The following is an 18,863-nucleotide window of genomic DNA, read 5'->3' on the forward strand; positions in this document are numbered from 1 at the left end:
ACGATTCGATATTGGCATAGCGGTGTTTAGTTTATTTGAAACTAAACGGAACTATGAAACTTTGGAAAACATCCAAGAAGTGTATGTGCTTCAAGCGATGACTGTCGATAACCAACCGGTAGCGGGCAAGGCGGGGTAATGTCAGTTTCGATCATCATCAAGACTTTGAATGAAGAACAGCGCATCGCCGCCGCGATTGAAAGCGCGCTTGCAGCCTTGCCGGACGAACAGGTCGAAGTCATCGTCTCCGATAGCGGTTCGACAGATCGCACGGTGGAGATTGCCAGCGCCTATCCGGTGCGGGTGGTGCAGATCGAAGCGCCTGCGCGGGCGAGCTGCGGTCTGGGGCCGCAACTGGGCTTTCAATATTCCACGCAACCTTTCGTCGGCCTGATTGACGGGGACATGATCATCGAACCGGATTTTTTTCCGGCAGCCCTGCAATATATGGCCGACCACCCCGAAGCCGGTGGCGTCACCGGCCATGTGGTGGACCAGATTCTGGAAAGCCTTGAATTTCAGCGGCGAGCCCGCAGGCATACGCCCGAAAAGCAGGCTGGTAACATCGACCGGATGAATGGCGGCGGGCTCTACCGTCGTGCCGCAATCGAACAGGCAGGCTATTTCTCCGACCGCAACCTGCATGGCCATGAGGAGTTTGACGCGGGCGTGCGGCTGCGTACCCATGGCTGGAAATTGCACCGTCTCGACCGGCCATTCGTGCAGCATTTCGGCTATTCGATGAATGCCTACAAGCTTCTGACACGCCGCTGGAAAAGCAAATATCTGCGCGGCACGGGCGAGGTGCTGCGCGCGGCAGTCGGGCAGCCGCACTGGAAGAACGTTATAAAAGAACTGCCGGAATTGCGGCTCTGGGGCGCGGTCTATGTCTGGTGGCTGTTGGTGTTCGCCGCGCTATTGCTGGGTTTCGTCACGCCTTGGGGGCCTGTCGCAGCCCTCGTTTTCGCGCTGTTGCCTTTCGTGCTGATGTCGATCCGCGAGCGCAGCGTTTCGCTTGGCGTCTACGCGGTTGTTGCGTGGATTTTCCACGCAGCCGCCATGCCGCTCGGCTTCTTCCAGTCGCGCCGAAAGCCGCAGGACTGGATCGAAAGCCGAGTTGTGAAAGAAATATCGAAAGAGCCTCTCAAAGAGACGACATGAGAAAGCCGCGCGCCGCTTTCCTAACCTGCCTTGCCGGTCTCGGCGCTTTGGCGTGCTGGCCGGTAACGGCTGGCGCGGAAGAGTGGATGCCGGTCACCGAAACCCGGCTGGAAATGGCACCGGGCAGCCCGCTGGACTTCTCGTCCTTTCTGCCCAACCCTGCGATCGATGAGCAAGGTCGCATCGTCGCCAATGCCGCCGGGCGTCTGGTCCGGGCTGCAAAGCCGGATGAGCCTCAGCGCCTGTTTTGCGCGTCGCTCTCCTGGCGATTGCCGTCAGCCGGGAAAATTGACCACGCCTTCATCGACCGTTATGTGCGGCAGCTGCGTCTCCATGGCTACAATATTGCGCGGCTGCATTTCCTCGACACCGACCTGATGCTGGGTCGGGATGGTGACTTCAACTTCGACCCACAGGCGCTGGACCGCATTCGCTATCTGATGGCGGCGTTGAAACGCGAAGGCATCTACTTGACCATCGACGGGCTGACGGCGGAAAGCGGCGCGCTCGGCGGCAAGGATATCAACCGCTGGGGGCCGGAAGGCAATCTGAAACGCCGCATCTATGTGGACGACACCGCGTTCGACCACTGGTTGCGGTTTCAAAAGGAAGTCTATGCGACGGTCAATCCCTATACGGGGCTGGCCCCGCTGCACGACCCGGCGCTGGCGCTGATTGTTCCCTTCAATGAGAATGGCATTGAATTCACGAGTTTCCTGCATGGTAGGCCAGCGAGCGGGCCGTTCTGGCCGGGATTTGCCCCGGCTTTCAATGCGTTTTTGAAAAAACGTTATACCGGCACGGCTGCATTGTCGCGCGCCTGGGGCGGTCTTGCCGCTGGCGAAAGCCTTGAAGCGGGAACGGTGCAACTGCCACAAAGCCGCTCCGGCGGCGGTCGGCGGCTGCATGATTTTCAGGCTTTCGCCGTCGAGCGGGAACAGGCGCTGGCCGCGCGCTTTGAGGCTGCCTATCGGAAGCTGGGTTATAAGGGGCTGATCGCACCCTATAATAACTGGTTCACGGTCCAGACCGCGCTGTCGCGCATGCCGCAACAAGCGGTCAGCGCCAACAGCTATCACGACTGGACCGGCTCAATGGAACAGGGAACGACGATGAAGCAGAACAGCTCCATCGGTGAGGCCGCTTTCTATGTAAGCGAGCTTGCGGCGGGGCGCTGGATCGGGCGTCCGTTCTTCGTTACCGAATATGAACATCTGTTCTGGAACCGCTATCGCTACGAAGCCGGGCTGGTCTTTCCGGCCTATGCCGCCTTGCAGGGCTGGGACGGCATTTGCCGCCACGGGCAGGGGCCGGTCACGCTTGGTTTCGACGAGGCGGAGCCGCTTCGCCAGCGCATCGTGCCCTATACATTTGCGGTCGATCCGGTGGCGCGGGCGGGCGAAACGCTGGCCTCGCTGTTGTTCCGGCGTGGCGATGTCAAAACGGCGCCTTTTACCGTTCCCTTCATGATACAGGGCGAAACCAGCTTGGGAGATTCGCTTGAGGCGCGTGAGCCGGAAAGGCTGAAACCGCTGGCGCTGGTCGGCGGTATCGGACTTTTCGCCTCCGGTCTGCAATGGCCGGAAACCGTAACGCGGGGCATCGAGATCAATTATCGCAATGTCGCGCTGGATAATGTTCTGGGGCGTTTGAAACAGGCAGGCTTGCTTTCGCAGGACAATCCGACCGATCCCTATCGTGGCATCTTCGCCAGCGCGACCGGGGAACTCCTTCTGGAACGTGACCGCAGCCGCATGCGGGTGGTGACACCCCGCACCGAAGCTCTGGCCTTTGCCGATCTGAAGGACAGTCTGACGCTCGGGGTTGTGACACTTGGCAATGCCGAAGAGCGCGGCCTCGTTTCCGTGTCGGCGCTCGATGAACAACCCCTCGCGACCAGCGAAAAGATGCTGGTGATTTTTGCCACCGATGCGCGCAACACGGATATGCGTTTTCGCGACAGCGCGCAAAAGGTGATCGAGGATTGGGGGCGTCTGCCCGTTACACTGCTGCGCAACCGCGTCGATATCCGGCTTGCAGGCGCCGCATCGGTCTGGAAACTGTCCGCCATCGGCCTTGACGGCAAGCTTCATGCGCCCGTTGCGACCGGCGAGGGCGCAGTGGAGTTTCGTCTCGATAACGGCGCCAGCGCCAATGGGCCGACGACATTCTTCCTGCTCGAACGCCGGTTCAGCCGCTAGAGCATTTCCGGTTAAAATGGAATCGTGGAGCCGATCTATCTATTTGTTTTTACGCATTATCCTGCGCAAAACCGCTTCGCACTTTTGCTGGAACTGCTCTAGCTAGAACCTCACTGGAAATCGGTTACAAGCCTGCTCCAGCTTTCTCCCGCGAGTCCGCCGACAAAGATATCGTTGTGGTCGAGGGCGTTCAGCACATCTGGATTGGCGGTCACCACACAGACATTGGCTTTCAGGCGGAAGAACATCACCGATTGCTGCGACAGCGCGCCGAGAAAGTGCGGGTCTGCACGGCCTTGCGCCGCGATATGCCCGGCCTCCTGCAAGTGGGACAGCATGACTTCGACCACGGCTTGCTCGCGGTTTTTCGGCGCCAGAATGCTGAGCACTTCGGCAATCCCGTTTGGCCGGGCATAATAGCAGAAGAAACCCACCGGCTCGCCGCTCGTGCCGGAAACCGAGCAGGAACGGAGCGCACCGGCGGCGCGGTTGTCGCGGGCAAGGTTCAAGACCCAGTGCAGGTCCTGTTCCGTCCATGCCGGATAGGCGTCTTAGGTCGGCAGGAAGTGACGGATCAGGCCGATGGCGTCGCTTTGCTCAATGTCCTGCACCGCCAGCTTGCCATTGGTGGAATTGCGCAATTTGGGCAGTGGAACGAGAGGGTCCAGAAGCTGGCCGACCTTTGCCGCAGGCCAGCCGCGCAAGGCGGCGCGGCGTTCGGCGACGAACTGGGCCACATAACTGGCAGCGCGGAAAATCCGGGTCCAGGCAAGGCCATGGGTATCGAGCGTGATGCCACCGACCGCGCTGAAATGGCGGGTGCTGACGGGTGCTGCACTGTCGCTGAAGGAGAAATCATTGGGCCGGGAGCGCAAGGTCAGCGTCAGTTCCGCTGCGCCGCGTGGTGAGCTGCCGGGGCGCATCATATAGGCGCAGAGCAGCCTTCCCATGACGATCTTGCCGTCGACATGATAGGGGATGGGCAACACGCAAAGCGTACTGTCGATCTCGCCCTTACTGTCCTCATGCACGATGCTGCACAGATCGGCATCGTAATAGGGGTTTTCGAAGAAAACTTGCTGGAAATAGCGGTCGAAACTCTCGTCGTTCGAGGTGGCTTCGGGTCGGAAGACCTGTCTGAACAGGTCGCGCACCGCTGGTATGTCGTCGACACGCATGGACCGGACCCGATGTGTCCTTGTATCCGCGACAGATGTGAACCCCACTATACCCTGCCCCTCTGCCCGGGCGGACCGGGCTTAAACTTGAACCTCTTTCCTTGCAGCAGCCTCGCGGCTTCTTTTGACGAGATAGAAGACGCAGCACCACGAAGCCAACACGATACATATTTCAATAAAGTAAATGGCGGTGAACGTGCCGGTGATCGGGGCGTACCATGTGGCTGCCGCCAGAAGCGGCGCACCCAGAATATTACCGACATTCAGCACCGCCGTGCGATAGGCGTGCTGGCTGGCAGCACCGAGCAAATCCACTGCAATCGACCACAGGGCGACGAAGATCGTGATCCAGCACAGTGTGCGGCAGAAGGCGATCAGCGTCGTATATTCCTGGCCGAACAGAAGAGGGAGATAGGGCGCGGCGATGAAGATGACCAGCGAGGTCAGCGTTCCGATCAGAAGCGAAGCACCGAGCAGACGCAGCGTGATCGGCAATGCGTGGTGAATGCCGTTGGCGCTGGCTTGCGACAGGCGCGGATAGACGAGACGGTTCATAGCCTCGATGGTCAGCATACTGCTGTCCACGATACGGCGGGTTACGCCATAGCTGCCGACGATGCTGGGTGCGACAAGCGCGCCGAGGATGAGAAGGTCGGCATTTTGGCGAATAGCGCGGAAGATGAACTGCGAGGCGAACATGATGCCGAGCCGGATTTCCTCGCGCACGATGCGATATTGCGGCGCGCCGAGCCGGCGCAAAAACCACACATAGATCGCCAGCACCAGCACATGGCAGCCGAACTGCCAGTAGGCCCACTGCACCACGGTTGAAATATCGAAGACGAGGCAGGCAATGACTGCGGCCAGCGTGCGCGCCACCGCAAAACCGACCACCGACAGGTTGGCCGATACGAAGTCGGTATGGGCGATATAGATCTGTTCGACGAGAAGAATGGCGCGGACAAGCACGATATTCGTGACGAGCAGGAAAAACATGCCGAGATAATTGCTGGCGAATTCCGGGACAGATTCAAGCCAGAACGGCAGCAGGATCATGCCGATCACCACCAGCACGACGCCGCTTGTGACGATCAGGATGATATTGTGCCCGAGCATGGCGGGGTAGATGGCCCGGTTTTGCGCCACGCGCCGCACGAGGCATTCGGCTCCGCCAAGTCCGCAAATGTAATTCGCTATGGCCGTGATCGCCATGACGGTCACGAAAAGCCCGAACTCGTGTGATCCGAGATACCGTGCCAGAATGGCAAAAGTCAGCAGCTGCGCCACATTGGCTGCAAACAGACTGCCACTCGATGCGGCATAGGACAACAAGGTGGGCCAGTAGCGTTTCAACATTTCTTACTGCGGATTTAGGGGGTAATCTGTGTCGGGCATTGTCTGCCGATGTCGGCTTTGCGCCTCGGTCCAGCCCGGCATGGCTTTTGCGGAAAGGTTGTTTCCCTCTCCCGACTTACTCAATATTGTCTTGATCTGCGGTTATTCTGCTTATTGCACATGTAGCGTTGAAATATGAACCCTAACTGAACAGGTCATGTATTTTCCAGTTTTATCGCGTATTGCTGCCCGATAGTTGTGATTAACCAATTTTTTTAATCTTCTCATATAAACAAGGCAAAGGCGCTTTTTGCGCGACGGGGCAACACGAGGGCGATCAAAGGCCCAACCATAGGATCGATCAATGTACACCTTGCGTGACCTTGCTTCGAAGGCTCAGCAACCGGCTGCTCAAAAGCGCGGTGCAGAGACGCTCGAGCAATGGAACCAGGCTTTGGCGCAGAACCATGCGCCGTCATATCCAAGGCCAGCGTCCGTTTCCGATGCACCTGCATCCCGTCCGGTGGAGCGGGAGACGGGGTCTAACGGCGGCGGGCTCATGCTGCCGGAAATCGATCTCTGGGCGGCACTTGAATGGGTGCGCGCCCGCTGGATATGGATCGTCATTCTCGCGCTTGCCGGTGCACTGGCGGGCCTTGCCTATGGCATCACGGCCAAGCCGCGCTATACGGCCTATACGGATATGCTGGTGCCGCCATCCGGCTTGCAGCTTTTGCCCAACGATATCTATGCCCAGAGCCTTCAGGCTGACAGCCAGATTCTCGACATCGAAAGCAAGATGAAAATGCTGGTGTCGGGCAATGTGTTGCGTCGTGTCGTGCAGGATCTCAACCTGCAAAGCGATCCGGAATTCGTACCGCCGCCTGCCAGTTTCGATCTGCGCGCGCTGGTTGGACTTGGCAAACCGAAGGGTGCATCCGACGACACGCTGACGGCGGTGCGCGCCTTGTCGCAACGCATTGTCGTGAGCCGGCCGGAGCGGTCCTATCTCGTGACCATCGGTGTCTGGACTGATAATCCCGAAAAATCGGTCAAGGTTGCCGATACTCTGGCGCAGTCGTTTCAGGAAGAAGTGGCCGAGGCGGATGCCGATGGCGCAGGTCGCGCTGCTGCGGCCTTGTCGGAACGCCTGACCTCCTTGCAGAAAGCCGCCACCGATGCGGAAGAGAAAGTCGCCGCTTTCCGCCGCGCACATGGTCTCCAGACCACCGGCGGCGAACTGGTCAGCGCGCAGTCCATGGCGCAGATCAACACGAAGCTGGTCGATGCCAAGGCGCGCCAGACCGACGCCAGCACCCGCTATAACGAGCTGACTCGTGATACGGGCAGCCCGGTTGGCCCGGCAAGCACGCTGCAATCGCCGACCATGACCAATCTGCGCAGCCAGTATGCGACGCTGAAGCAGCGTTACGATGCGCTGACCATGACCTATGGCCCGCGCTATCCCGAGCTTATCAACACGCAGCGCCAGCTCGACGGGCTGGAACAGCAGATCGCCAATGAACGCTCGCGCATCCTGCAATCGGCAAAGGTCGATCTCGATCAGGCCAATGCGGTTGTCAATGCGCTCAATGCGCAGGCCGCGACGGCGCGCTCTGCGGTAGCGCTGGATAATGATGCGCAGGTGCAGCTGTCCGACCTTGAGCGCGACATGACCGCCAAAGTGTCCATCTACAACACGTTCCTGACGCGCTCGACGGAAACGCATCAGCGCCAGCAACTCGACGCCACCAATATCCGCGTGATCTCGACGGCGATCCCGCCCGTCAGCCGCAGCTGGCCGCCGCGCACCGTGTTGCTCGGTGCAGCCGGTGGTTTCGTGGGGCTCGGTCTCGGCGTGGCGCTGGCGCTGGCGCTGGGTTATCTTGGCGCCTGGCGGAGAAATCGGGAGAGCCGTGTCTGACCTCGCTTCCCATCGGCGTGTGACGGCCCCTGTCCCAGTCAAAGCATCGCCCCGCGACCTGACGACGGTATCGTCATCGCTGGGCGTTGCCCTGTTTCTGATCATGTTTCTGTTCATGTGGGTGGGGATCAGCCCCTATCCGACTTCCAGTGCTGAACTGGGCACTGCTGCCTCGGCAGGGCAATCGAACCTGCTGAACCAGCTGCTGACGCTGGGACTGACCGCAGGCTTCATCGCTTGCGGCCTGAGCAGTCCCTTGCGCCAGACCATTCTCCAGCCGCGGACGCTTCTGGTAACGCTGTTCATCTGGATGTTCGTGACGGCCCTTGTCTCGGCGCATCCTTCGATCGCAAGCCGCAAGGTGGTGCTGTCGGTATTGATGGCGCTCAATGCCAGCATATTCCTGCTTTTGCCGCGCTCCGCCACCCAGATGGCGCGGCTCCTGCTGATCGGGTCGTTCATCACGCTCGGCTTTGCCTATTTCGGCGTTATCTTCATGCCGAGCCGGGCCATCCATCAGGCAACAAATGTCATCGAGCCGATGCTGGCGGGCGCATGGCGCGGACATTTTCCGCACAAGAACGCTGCTGCTGCTGCATTGGTGCTGCTCAGCTTCTTCGGCCTTTATGGCTGGCAAATGGGGTATCGCAAGGCAGGCGGGCTGGTCGTGGCGCTCTGTGTCTTCTTCCTGCTGCACACGGGCGGCAAGACATCGACGGCCATGCTGCCCTTCATTGCCATCATATCGCTGATCTTCACGCATTGGCGCTGGACACGCATTCCGATCTCGATCGGCGGGGTGGCGGCGTTCAATTTCGTCGCCATTGGAGCGGCGGTTTCGGACCCCATCCGCCAGCTGATCACCAGCATCGGCATTGACGCGACATTTACCAACCGCGCCGATATTTGGCGCATAGCCTTTTCGGCAGTCGCTAAAAAGCCGATATTCGGTTACGGGCTGGACTCTTTCTGGAAAACACCGGAAATGGTCTATGCCGGGGGAGGCGGGGCGACATGGGCAGTCGCGGCCTTCAACGCGCATAATGCCTATCTGGATATGATGATCAATGCGGGCGTTTTCGGCCTGATCCTGATGCTGATCTGGCTGATGATCCTGCCGCTACGTTATATCAAAGCAGCCGAAGCGACGGGGAACGATCCGGCATTGACGCTTCTTTTCAGCCGTTTGTGGTTGTACGGCCTCTATGCATCCTGCATGGAAAGCACGTTTTTCCAGAATGGCAGCGCCGTCTGGTTTTGTTTGATGATTGCCGTTTTCGGCATGCGCCTTCAGGCGAAGGCGCGACTTGTAAGTTAAGCTTTTTGGGGCAAAGGCTTGGTAAAGACAATGGGACAGGAAAAATTGGGGGAGCAGGACAGATTGGGCTGGGCGCGGGCACGTCTGGACCGGCTGAACAACCGCCTGCATGACGCGCTGAGCCGCAGTTTTCCGTTGCGGCCCTTTCCACTGCCGAAGGACCGGCGGATCATCAGTTTCACATTCGACGATGTTCCCGACAGTGCTGAAAGCGCAGGGGCGAAGATACTGGAACGCTACGGCTTTCATGGCACGTTTTATATTGCCGGTGGTCTGGTCGGCTCCGTCGAAACCCACCGGCGGCTGATCACCGAAGACGGGCTCCGCAGGCTGGCCGAGGCCGGGCACGACATTGGCTGCCACACATATGCACATTGGAATGTGCCTTCGGTCGGCGCGCGCGATCTGACGGCCGATCTTGACCGCAACCACGCTTATCTGCACGGGTTCGAACCGAACCGGGTCGGGCGGCGCAATTTCGCCTATCCCTATTGCGCCTCGTCGATGCGCTCGCGCGGCCTGTTTGCCGACCGCTTCGCCACCTGCCGCAGTGGCGGCGAGCGCATCAATCGTGATGCGGTTGATCTCGCCTTTCTGGAAGCCGTCGAGATAAGGCAGCCGGAGCAGCATGCGGAGCAATTGACCCGCTGGATCGACGATCTCGTCGCAAATCCCGGCTGGCTGATCTTCTATACGCATGATATCAGCGACAGGCCGACGCCTTTCGGTTGCACGCCGGAAACCTTCGAAGAGCTGGTTTCCCATGCGGCACAAAGCGGCGCGGAAGTTTTGTCGATACGCGATGCGCTGGCTCATATCGGAGCAGAGGAAGGTGCTCCCTGATGAAAGCTGCCGATCCGGATCACCGCCTGCTGGCAATCAATAATTATTTTTACCGTCGCGGCGGGGCCGAAGCGGTTTTTCTCGACCATATCAAGCTCTTTTCCGAGATTGGATGGGAGACGGCTCCCTTTGCCATGCAGCATCCGGACAATTTCGCCTCCGACTGGTCGTCCTATTTCGTGTCGGAAATCGAATATGGGCGCGAGAGCGGCCTTCTCACCAAAGTCGCGCAGGCAGGCAAGATCATCTATTCATGGGAAGCGCGCGACCGCATCAAGGCGCTGATCGAGCGCTTTCGCCCGAACGTCGCCCATGCGCATAATGTTTATCATCACCTGTCGCCGTCGATCTTTCCGGTGCTGAAAGCGGCGGGTATTCCGACCGTCATGACCGCGCATGATCTGAAGCTCGCCTGCCCGGCCTATAAGATGCTGTCGCATAACCAGATTTGCGAGCGCTGCAAGGGCGGGCGCATCTACAATGTCGCAGTCCATAAATGCATCAAGGATTCGACGGCGTTGAGCGGGTTGGTTCTGGTCGAAACGGCGATCCATCGCACGCTCGGCCTTTATCGCAACACGCTCGATCGCATCGTGGTACCGAGCCGCTTCTATATTTCGAAGCTGATCGAATGGGGCTGGCCGGAGGAAAAGCTGGTCTATATCCCGAATTTCGCGCAGACCGATAATCTCGAACCCTTCGAGCATGAGAGCGACTATTTCGCCTATGTGGGCCGTCTGGCCCCGGAAAAGGGCATTGGTACGCTGATCCGCGCAGCTGCAATTGCCGGCCAGAAACTGGTGATTGCAGGCACCGGCCCGGAAGAGCAAAGTTTGCGGGCGCTGGCGGCTGAAACCGGCGGCGATATTACCTTTGCGGGTTATGTCTCGGGCGAGCGGCTGCACCGGCTCATTGGCGAGGCCAAGGCGCTGATCCTGCCGTCGGAATGGTATGAAAATGCGCCGATCAGTATTCTGGAGGCCTATGCGCTTGGCGTGCCGGTGATTGGCGCCGACATTGGCGGTATTCCCGAAATGATCGTGCCGGGCGAGACCGGCATGGTGGCCAGAACCGGCGATGCTGAAGACCTTGCCCGCGTCATGAGCGAAGCCGCCAGTCTGCCCCCGCAGGCCCGGCGCAGGATGGGCCGTCTTGGCCGCACCTGGGCCGGTCGGGAGTTCTCGCCGGAGGCTTATCGGAACCGGACACTGGAACTTTACGCGGAACTGGGAGCGCTTTGATGGAACAAAGGGCTAAAAAGCGACGTGTCATGATGCTCGGCCTGCGCGGCGTTCCCAATGTGCAGGGCGGCGTGGAGCGACATGTCGAAGAATTGGCCCGTCTTTACATCGCCAAGGGTTGGGATGTCGAAGTGGTGGGCCGCAGCCCCTATCTCCCCAACAAACAGCCCTATGTCTGGGAAGGCGTGAAAGTCACGCCGATCTGGGCGCCAACGTCGATGAAGTTCGAAGCCATCGTGCATACCCTTCTGGGCGTGCTGCGCGCGGGTTTCACACGGCCCGACATTTTGCACATCCACGCTATCGGCCCGGCACTAGTGACGCCGCTTGCGCGTCTGCTCGGTTTGCGGACGGTCGTGACCCATCACGGCTTCGATTATAACCGTCAAAAATGGGGCCGCCTGGCGCGCACGACATTGAAGCTTGGCGAAAAATGGGGAATGCGCTTTGCAAACGCCCGCATCGCCGTCTCCAACGATATCGCGAAAACGGTCGGGCAACGCTATAACGTTCCCGTCACCTTCATCCCGAATGGCGTGACCCTGCGCGAGCCGAGCCGTGATCCAAGCTGGCTGGAAAAGCATGGGCTAGTTCCGAGCCGCTATATTGCGCTGGTCGCGCGCATCGTACCGGAAAAGCGCCAGCTCGATCTGATCGAGGCATTCGCCAAGCTCTCCGATCCATCGCTGAAACTCGCCTTGATCGGCTCGGCGGAATATACGGCCGCCTATGCGGGAGAGGTGCGCACCCGTGCCGAGGCCGTGCCAGGCGTCGTCCTGACCGGGGCATTGCAGGGGGAGGAACTCTCCGCGCTTTTCAGTCAGGCTGGGCTATTCGTGCTGCCGTCGAGCCATGAAGGTATGCCTATCGCGCTTCTGGAGGCGATGGGCTACGGGCTCAATGTGCTGGCCAGCGACATCACGGCCAATCTGGAAGTCGGACTGCCAGACGACGACTATTTCCCGCTCGGCGATATCGATGCGTTGAAAACCGCGCTACGCCGCAAGAGCGACAACCCGCTGACGGCAGAACAGTCGCAGCAACTCATCGACTGGATCGCCCGCGATTACAGCTGGGACGGCATCGCGGATCGCACGCTGAGGGTCTATGAGGAGGGGAATAGGGGAGTAAGTGAGTAGGTGAGTAGGTGAGTAGGGGAATAAGGGAATAAGGCAGTAGGGCAGTAGGGCAGTATGTGAAGGAATAGGGTGGCAGGCAAAGAAAAAGGGAGCTGCCGACGATATCGTCAAGCATACTCCCTTATTCCCTTACTCACCTATTCCCTTAGATCAGCGTGCCCGGCGTCGTTCTGCCGTCGGCTGGAAAGCCAGGCGGGAGTGGTAGCTGCAATAAGGGCTGGATTCACCCGATTCACTGCCGCAGAAGTGGAAATCTTCGTTCAGCGGGTCGCCGATCGGCCACTTGCAGGTACGCTCGGAGAGCTGCAACAAAGTGAGGCGACGCGAAATCGGCACCACCACATTCGAAGCCGGCTTGACGACGGTTTCCGTCACCACTTCGGCTGCATATTCCATCTGCAATGCCGTTGCGCCTACCGTCTTGGTGACCGTTGCGGTGCGCATCGTCGTCGTATGGGCCGTATGCGTGCTGCCGCCCGCATGCTGCGTTACAGGACGCGGTGCTGCTGCAACCGTATTGACTTTCTTGCTGCGCGGAGCAGCGGTCGTCGTCTTACCGCGACCCGAAAGCTTCAGACGGTGCACTTTGCCGATCACTGCATTGCGGCTCACACCGCCAAGCTGTGCTGCGATCTGGCTTGCGCTCAAGCCTTCGCTCCACAGTTTCTTCAGTAGTTCAACGCGTTCGTCTGTCCAGTTCATCGCCCTGGGCTCCAATCATTTTCGTTATCCGGAATCCACCAGTGTTCCCGGATTGCTCCAGGCGCAAACACCATATCTATCCGGGTGACTAGGTCCGCCGCACGAAATGTAGCTTTTTTCTTTAAAGAGAAACTACAATACCGGATGACTCCATGACAAGGGATAGCCCTGTCAGGCAGATTCCATTTTTAAGGTTTTCCCCAACTTGGGTGGCAAAGACGGTTTTTCTTTGGTCCCGTGGTGCATTTTTGAACACCTTTGAGAGAGAAGCCGCTGCACGCGCCGCGCCGTGGAAACTGGGCTCTATATATAGGCGGGATGTCGGTAGCGCTAGCCCGCTTCCGGAAATGTTGGCGACAAGTCCGGCATGCGCGCTGAAAAAGTGCGGGCAACGCCCGTACAACGGGCAAAAAATGCATCAACTCATGCGTAAAGAAGCGCGATAATCGAGCCTTAGTTTGATTGACATTTTTTTCGCGAGCGCCAATATACACCCAGAATAATTATGCCGCCCGGTGGGCGGCTTTTTATTTCGGCAGGTTCGTCATGCGAAGGGCGCATGATCGACGTGCCAAAATCCTGTGATAACTGGCCGGAGAGAGGGCCGGAATATCGCTCAAAATGGCAAGGCTGACAGTCCGCTTTCTGCGGATATGCAGCATTAGAAAGGCTTATGGAGGCCTGATTGCAATGACCGACGCTACGACCGTGCAACCGCTTTACGACACCTATAATCGTGCGGCTCTGCGCTTCGAGCGAGGTGAGGGCATCTGGCTGATCACCGAAACCGGCGAGCGCTATCTCGATTTTGCGGCTGGCATTGCGGTGAACTCCCTTGGCCATTCCCATCCGCATCTGGTCGAAGCCCTAAAAAATCAGGCAGACAAGCTGTGGCACCTGTCCAATCTTTATGAAGTTCCCGGACAGGAAAAGCTCGGCCAGCGTCTGGTCGACAACACATTCGCCGACAAGGTCTTCTTCACCAATTCCGGTGCTGAAGCGCTGGAATGCGCGATCAAGACCGCCCGTCGCTATCATTTCGCCAACGGTCATCCGGAGCGTTTCCGGATTGTCACCTTTGAAGGCGCGTTCCATGGCCGCACGCTTGCGACCATCGCTGCCGGTGGCCAGGCCAAGTATCTCGAAGGTTTCGGCCCGAAGGTCGAAGGCTTCGATCAGGTGCCGTTCGGCGACGAGGTGGCCCTTCGCGCCGCCATCACTGATGAAACCGCCGCTGTCCTGCTTGAGCCCATTCAGGGCGAGGGCGGTCTGCGTGGCTTCCCGGAAGAATTCATGCGCCTTATCCGTCAGATCTGCGACGAAAAGGGCCTGCTCCTGATCCTCGATGAAGTGCAGACCGGCGTTGGTCGTACCGGCAAGCTTTTCGCCCATGAGTGGTCGGGCATCACGCCGGATATCATGGCGGTTGCCAAGGGCATCGGCGGTGGTTTCCCGGTTGGCGCCTGCCTTGCAACGGCTGAAGCCGCCAAGGGCATGGTTGCCGGTGTGCATGGCACCACCTATGGCGGCAATCCGCTGGCCATGGCGGTCGGCAATGCCGTGCTGGACGTCATTCTGGAAGAGGGTTTTCTGGAAAATGTTCAGGCCACCGCGCTTGTCATGAAGCAGGGCCTTGCGTCGATCATCGACCGGTTCCCGAATGTGGTGTCCGAGGTGCGCGGTCGCGGCCTTTTGATGGGCATCAAATGCGTTGTGCCGAACACCACGCTCATTCAGGCGCTGCGCGACGAGCATTTCCTCAGCGTCGGCGCTGGCGACAATGTCGTGCGTCTGCTGCCGCCATTGGTCACGACGCCGGAAGAAGCCCGTGAAGCGCTGAACCGCATCGAAACAGCCGTGGAACGGCTTTCTGTCGTAAATCCGATCATCAAGACGGCGTAATCATGGCTCAGGATAACGGTATCAAGCACTTTCTCGACCTGTCTTCTGTTTCAGGAAGCGAATTGCGTTCCATCCTCGAAGACGCCAAGGCGCGCAAGGCGCGGCTGAAGGCGGGCGAGATTGAAAAGCCCTATGCCGGCAAGGTGCTGGCGATGATTTTCGAAAAGCCATCGACCCGCACGCGCGTGTCGTTCGATGTCGGCATGCGCCAGCTCGGCGGCGAAACGCTGATGCTCACCGGCTCGGAAATGCAGCTCGGTCGCAGCGAGACTATCGCTGATACGGCAAAGGTCCTGTCGCGCTATGTGGATGCGATCATGATCCGCACCACATCGCATGACCGCATGCTCGAATTGGCCGAATATGCCACCGTTCCGGTCATCAACGCTTTGACCGACGACACCCACCCTTGTCAGATTATGGCCGACGTACTTACATATGAGGAACATCGCGGCTCGATCAAAGGCAAGACCTTTGCCTGGATGGGGGACGGCAACAACGTCCTGCATTCGCTTGTGGAAGCCGCGGCGCGGTTTGACTTCAACGTCAATATCGCGACGCCGGAAGGCAGCGAGCCAAACCAGCACTTCATTGACTGGGCCAGGGCAAACGGTGCGGACATCATGTCCACGACAGACCCGGAAAAAGCGGCAAGCGGTGCGGATTGCATCGTGACCGACACCTGGGTTTCGATGGGACAGGAGGACCGTGCCCGTGGACATAATGTGTTCATGCCCTATCAGGTCAATGCGCGGCTGATGGCGAAAGCCGACCCGAAGGCGCTCTTCATGCATTGCCTGCCCGCACATCGCGGGGAGGAAGTGACCAACGAAGTGATCGACGGGCCGCAATCGGTCGTGTTCGACGAAGCCGAAAACAGGCTCCACGCCCAGAAGGCCATTCTGGCCTGGTGCCTGCAAGGCGCGTGATTGGAGTTTTCTGTGGCTGAGAATACCAGCAACGATTATATCGAAGCCGAAAACGGCCATTCGGGTCCCAAGCTCGATCTGGGTGATTTCGGCTTTGCAGGCGACGACGCCGTCGTGCCTTTCCAGGTGGAAGGGCTCGATGTGCGCGGTCGCGCGGTTCAGCTTGGCACGAGCATCGACGCCATCCTGAAACGCCACGAATATCCGGAAGAAGTGGCCCGCCTGCTGGCGGAGGCGACGGTTCTGACCGTTCTGCTCGGCACTTCGCTCAAATTCGAAGGCAAGTTCATCTTCCAGACCCAGTCCGACGGTCCGGTGGACATGCTGGTGGTGGATTTCAGCACACCCAATGCGGTGCGCGGCTATGCGCGTTTCGATGAGGATCGCCTGAAGGACGCCATCGCCACAGGCAAGACGCAGCCTGAAGAGCTGCTCGGTCGCGGCACATTGGCCTTCACGGTGGATCAGGGCGCCTATATGCAGCGCTATCAGGGTATTGTGGCGCTGGACGGCTCGACGCTGGAGGAAATTGCCACGACCTATTTCCGTCAGTCTGAACAGATCCCGACCGATCTGAAGCTGAGCGTCGCCAAGCTGGTCGAACGGGGTGCCGATGGCAAGCCGGTCGAGCAATGGCGCGCAGGCGGTCTGATCATCCAGTTCCTGCCGGAATCGGAATTGCGCGCGCGTGTTCCCGATCTGCCGGGCGGCGACGGTGACGAGGAAGAAGCCGTGTTTCATCCGGTGGATGATGCCTGGGATGAGGCGCGGTCACTGCTCGGCACCATCGAAAGCTCGGAACTGACCGATCCGCAGGTCGGCTCGGAACGCCTGCTGTATCGCCTGTTCCACGAGCGCGGCGTGCGCGTCTTCAACGCCATCAAGGTGGCGGATATATGCTCCTGCTCGCGGGAGAAAATCCAGGGCGTCCTGTCGGGCTTCTCGGCAGAGGAAATTCAGGACAGCATCGAAAACGGCAAGATTTCGGTGTCCTGCGAATTCTGCTCGACGCATTACGAGTTTGATCCGGCGCAGTTCGCCAAGTAATCAAAAAAGGCGGTTCAGAAGAACCGCCTTTTTTGTTTCCTGCTCTAATTCAGCGTGCGGCGCTGTTCCGGCACATCCAGCGAGAAAGCCGGAATATCCACTTCGAATGTATTGCCCGTCGGGTTCTGCATCTGATAGCGCCCGACCATGACGCCGGATGATGTGGTCAGCGGACAGCCGGATGAATATTGGAACGAGTCGCCCGGATCGAGCACCGGCTGTTCGCCGACGACACCGGCCCCGCGCACTTCCTCGACGCGGCCATTGGCATCGGTAATCTGCCAGTAGCGCGAGCGCAGCTGCACCGTGTCGGAGGAATTATTGGCAATGGTGATGCGGTAGCCCCAGACATAGCGGTTGTCTTCGGGAGCCGACTCGTCTTCCAGATAAAACGGCTCAACCGTTATTTCGATCCCCTGCGTCACCGCCCTGTACATCGCATCCGCCTTTGTCATGTGCCTGTTGCCCACCTATCGCCAAAGTTGCGTTGGAGGTCAACGTGGCGCGGCAATCTCGACAGGGCCAAAGCGGGCGGTTTTCTGCAATCGGATCGTTCTTGTGGTGGATTGCAGCGAAAAGGTCACATTTTTTAAGACGAAACACCGTCTTTTGCATGATCCGGAGATGCTTCGGCACAAGAAAATGCAGAAAATAAACGGATGACCCGGCCTGACGGAATCAGGCCGGATCATCCTTTTCTTTATTTAGCGAACGGCTGCCTTCAGCGCCTCTTCGACGTCTTCCAGAAGATCGTCGGTATCTTCAAGGCCAACCGAAATGCGCAGCACGCCATCGGAAATGCCAAGCTCGGCCTTGGCCTCATCGCTCAGGTTCTTGTGCGTCGTGGTGGCCGGATGGGTGATCAGGCTCTTGGCGTCGCCCAGATTGTTGGAGATGCTGAACACCTGCAACGCATTTTCGAATTTGAACGCGGCTTCCTTGCCGCCTTCCAGTTCGAGCGCGATCAGGGTCGAACCGCCAGTCATCTGCTTGGCGATCACATCTGCCTGCGGATGGTCGGCGCGGCCCGGATAAAGGACGCGCTTGACGCCCGGCTTGCCTGCGAGAACATCGGCAACGGCAGCCGCCGACTGCGTCATCTGGCGCACGCGCACGGACAGCGTTTCCAGACCCTTCAGCATAATCCAGGCATTGAACGGGCTCATGCCGGGGCCGGTATGGCGATAATAGTCCTGAAGCTCGGTTTCGACCCATTCGCGGTCGGACAGCACGATGCCGCCAAGGCAGCGGCCCTGACCGTCAATATGCTTGGTGGTCGAATAGACGACGATATGCGCGCCAAGCTCCAGCGGCTTCTGGTAAAGCGGGGTCGCAAAGACATTGTCCACGATCAGCTTCGCGCCTGCTTCATTGGCCACTTCGGCCACGGCGGCGATATCGATGATTTCGAGCGTAGGGTTCGACGGGCTTTCGAGGAACATCACCTTGGTGTTCGGACGAACAGCGGCTTTCCAGTTGGCGATGTCCGAGCCGTCGATGATCGAGATTTCCACACCATAGCGCGGCAGCAGGGTCTCGACGATATAGCGACACGAGCCGAACACGGCGCGCGCGGAAATCACATGATCACCCGCCTTGACCTGACACAGAATGGCAGCGGCGACGGCAGCCATGCCGGAAGCCGTGGCACGGCCTTCCTCGGCGCCTTCCAGCGCGCACATGCGCTTTTCGAACATGTCCGTGGTGGGGTTGGCGTATCGCGAATAGATGAAACCCGGATTTTCGCCCTTGAAACGCGCTTCGGCGGCTTCGGCATCGGGATAAAGGAAACCCTGCGTGAGGAACATCGCTTCCGACATTTCGGCGAAACCGGAGCGGAGCGAACCGGCGTGCACGAGCTGCGTTGCGGGGCGGAACTTGCGGGTAGTCTCAGTCGTCATTTTTCCAACCTGTCAAAAGCTGGTCGGCCGGGACGCCCAAAA

At 59.1% G+C, this 18,863-nt stretch carries 16 protein-coding genes; 10 read left to right on the forward strand and 6 right to left on the reverse strand.

Annotated elements, in window-relative coordinates; translation table 11 throughout:
• Positions 1–138 precede the first annotated feature (138 nt).
• On the forward strand, positions 139–1,161 hold the full coding sequence (locus D8666_RS08470; protein WP_109368337.1) for a glycosyltransferase family 2 protein: 1,023 nt from the start codon (positions 139–141) through the stop codon (positions 1,159–1,161).
• On the forward strand, positions 1,158–3,362 hold the full coding sequence (locus D8666_RS08475) for a glycoside hydrolase (RefSeq protein WP_235858903.1): 2,205 nt from the start codon (positions 1,158–1,160) through the stop codon (positions 3,360–3,362). Before D8666_RS08470 ends, D8666_RS08475 begins: the two co-directional genes overlap by 4 nt.
• Positions 3,363–3,472: 110 nt before the next feature.
• Here D8666_RS08475 and D8666_RS24420 read toward each other — a convergent pair whose 3' ends face one another.
• The 3 genes from D8666_RS24420 to D8666_RS08485 form a co-directional block, all read right to left on the reverse strand.
• Positions 3,473–3,871, reverse strand: a complete 399-nt coding sequence (locus D8666_RS24420) for a hypothetical protein (RefSeq protein WP_235858904.1) — start codon at positions 3,869–3,871, stop codon at positions 3,473–3,475.
• 42 nt (positions 3,872–3,913) lie between these two features.
• Entirely contained in the window at positions 3,914–4,540 is a 627-nt protein-coding gene (locus tag D8666_RS24425) for a hypothetical protein (RefSeq protein ID WP_235858905.1), read from the reverse strand.
• Between the two features lie 81 nt (positions 4,541–4,621).
• Positions 4,622–5,896 (reverse strand): lipopolysaccharide biosynthesis protein, encoded by a 1,275-nt coding sequence (locus tag D8666_RS08485; protein WP_180917925.1) that lies wholly within the window; start codon positions 5,894–5,896, stop codon positions 4,622–4,624.
• A 343-nt stretch (positions 5,897–6,239) separates the two neighbouring features.
• On the opposite strand from D8666_RS08485, the gene D8666_RS08490 reads away from it, so the two are divergent.
• From D8666_RS08490 to D8666_RS08510, 5 genes are read left to right on the forward strand one after another with little or no spacing between them, the layout of a single operon-like run.
• Positions 6,240–7,799 carry a GumC family protein gene (locus D8666_RS08490; protein WP_121537232.1) on the forward strand — a complete coding sequence of 520 codons (1,560 nt, stop codon included), beginning with the start codon at positions 6,240–6,242 and terminating at the stop codon, positions 7,797–7,799.
• Positions 7,792–9,117, forward strand: a complete 1,326-nt coding sequence (locus tag D8666_RS08495) for an O-antigen ligase family protein (protein ID WP_328589811.1) — start codon at positions 7,792–7,794, stop codon at positions 9,115–9,117. The genes D8666_RS08490 and D8666_RS08495 overlap by 8 nt, the downstream gene beginning before the upstream one ends.
• A gap of 30 nt (positions 9,118–9,147) precedes the next feature.
• Positions 9,148–9,960 carry a polysaccharide deacetylase family protein gene (locus D8666_RS08500; RefSeq protein ID WP_121537234.1) on the forward strand — a complete coding sequence of 271 codons (813 nt, stop codon included), beginning with the start codon at positions 9,148–9,150 and terminating at the stop codon, positions 9,958–9,960.
• Positions 9,960–11,201: a glycosyltransferase family 4 protein gene (locus D8666_RS08505; RefSeq protein WP_121537236.1), complete on the forward strand. Its 1,242-nt coding sequence runs from the start codon at positions 9,960–9,962 to the stop codon at positions 11,199–11,201. Before D8666_RS08500 ends, D8666_RS08505 begins: the two co-directional genes overlap by 1 nt.
• Positions 11,201–12,340, forward strand: coding sequence for a glycosyltransferase family 4 protein (locus D8666_RS08510; RefSeq protein ID WP_121537238.1), 1,140 nt, complete (start codon positions 11,201–11,203; stop codon positions 12,338–12,340). Before D8666_RS08505 ends, D8666_RS08510 begins: the two co-directional genes overlap by 1 nt.
• 150 nt (positions 12,341–12,490) lie before the next feature.
• Here the strand turns inward: D8666_RS08510 and D8666_RS08520 are convergent, their stop codons facing one another.
• Positions 12,491–13,042 (reverse strand): GcrA family cell cycle regulator, encoded by a 552-nt coding sequence (locus D8666_RS08520; protein ID WP_109368343.1) that lies wholly within the window; start codon positions 13,040–13,042, stop codon positions 12,491–12,493.
• Between the two features lie 690 nt (positions 13,043–13,732).
• Here D8666_RS08520 and D8666_RS08530 point away from each other — a divergent pair.
• The 3 genes from D8666_RS08530 to D8666_RS08540 are packed head-to-tail and all read left to right on the forward strand — an operon-like array spanning position 13,733 to position 16,920.
• Positions 13,733–14,944 carry an aspartate aminotransferase family protein gene (locus tag D8666_RS08530; protein ID WP_121537242.1) on the forward strand — a complete coding sequence of 404 codons (1,212 nt, stop codon included), beginning with the start codon at positions 13,733–13,735 and terminating at the stop codon, positions 14,942–14,944.
• 2 nt (positions 14,945–14,946) lie between these two features.
• On the forward strand, positions 14,947–15,873 hold the full coding sequence (argF, locus tag D8666_RS08535) for an ornithine carbamoyltransferase (protein WP_109368345.1): 927 nt from the start codon (positions 14,947–14,949) through the stop codon (positions 15,871–15,873).
• 12 nt (positions 15,874–15,885) lie between these two features.
• Entirely contained in the window at positions 15,886–16,920 is a 1,035-nt protein-coding gene (locus D8666_RS08540) for an Hsp33 family molecular chaperone (protein ID WP_109370165.1), read from the forward strand.
• Between the two features lie 44 nt (positions 16,921–16,964).
• Here D8666_RS08540 and apaG read toward each other — a convergent pair whose 3' ends face one another.
• Both apaG and D8666_RS08550 read right to left on the reverse strand, forming a co-directional pair.
• Complete coding sequence (gene apaG, locus D8666_RS08545) at positions 16,965–17,357, reverse strand: Co2+/Mg2+ efflux facilitator ApaG/CorD (RefSeq protein WP_109370166.1); 393 nt, start codon at positions 17,355–17,357, stop codon at positions 16,965–16,967.
• A gap of 267 nt (positions 17,358–17,624) precedes the next feature.
• Entirely contained in the window at positions 17,625–18,821 is a 1,197-nt protein-coding gene (locus D8666_RS08550) for an O-succinylhomoserine sulfhydrylase (RefSeq protein ID WP_109368346.1), read from the reverse strand.
• Between the last annotated feature and the right edge of the window lie 42 nt (positions 18,822–18,863).

This window comes from Ochrobactrum soli, from assembly GCF_003664555.1.
In the GTDB taxonomy this organism is placed as follows: Bacteria; Pseudomonadota; Alphaproteobacteria; order Rhizobiales; family Rhizobiaceae; genus Brucella; species Brucella teleogrylli.

Coding starts and splice junctions, on each gene's coding strand:
- argF (WP_109368345.1), top strand. CDS start 14,947: ATGGCTCAGGATAACGGTATCAAGCACTTTCTCGACCTGTCTTCTGTT.
- D8666_RS08475 (WP_235858903.1), top strand. CDS start 1,158: ATGAGAAAGCCGCGCGCCGCTTTCCTAACCTGCCTTGCCGGTCTCGGC.
- D8666_RS08490 (WP_121537232.1), top strand. CDS start 6,240: ATGTACACCTTGCGTGACCTTGCTTCGAAGGCTCAGCAACCGGCTGCT.
- D8666_RS24425 (WP_235858905.1), bottom strand. CDS start 4,540: ATGCGTGTCGACGACATACCAGCGGTGCGCGACCTGTTCAGACAGGTC.
- D8666_RS08485 (WP_180917925.1), bottom strand. CDS start 5,896: ATGTTGAAACGCTACTGGCCCACCTTGTTGTCCTATGCCGCATCGAGT.
- D8666_RS08510 (WP_121537238.1), top strand. CDS start 11,201: ATGGAACAAAGGGCTAAAAAGCGACGTGTCATGATGCTCGGCCTGCGC.
- D8666_RS08530 (WP_121537242.1), top strand. CDS start 13,733: ATGACCGACGCTACGACCGTGCAACCGCTTTACGACACCTATAATCGT.
- D8666_RS08505 (WP_121537236.1), top strand. CDS start 9,960: ATGAAAGCTGCCGATCCGGATCACCGCCTGCTGGCAATCAATAATTAT.
- D8666_RS08470 (WP_109368337.1), top strand. CDS start 139: ATGTCAGTTTCGATCATCATCAAGACTTTGAATGAAGAACAGCGCATC.
- D8666_RS08500 (WP_121537234.1), top strand. CDS start 9,148: ATGGGACAGGAAAAATTGGGGGAGCAGGACAGATTGGGCTGGGCGCGG.
- apaG (WP_109370166.1), bottom strand. CDS start 17,357: ATGTACAGGGCGGTGACGCAGGGGATCGAAATAACGGTTGAGCCGTTT.
- D8666_RS08520 (WP_109368343.1), bottom strand. CDS start 13,042: ATGAACTGGACAGACGAACGCGTTGAACTACTGAAGAAACTGTGGAGC.
- D8666_RS08550 (WP_109368346.1), bottom strand. CDS start 18,821: ATGACGACTGAGACTACCCGCAAGTTCCGCCCCGCAACGCAGCTCGTG.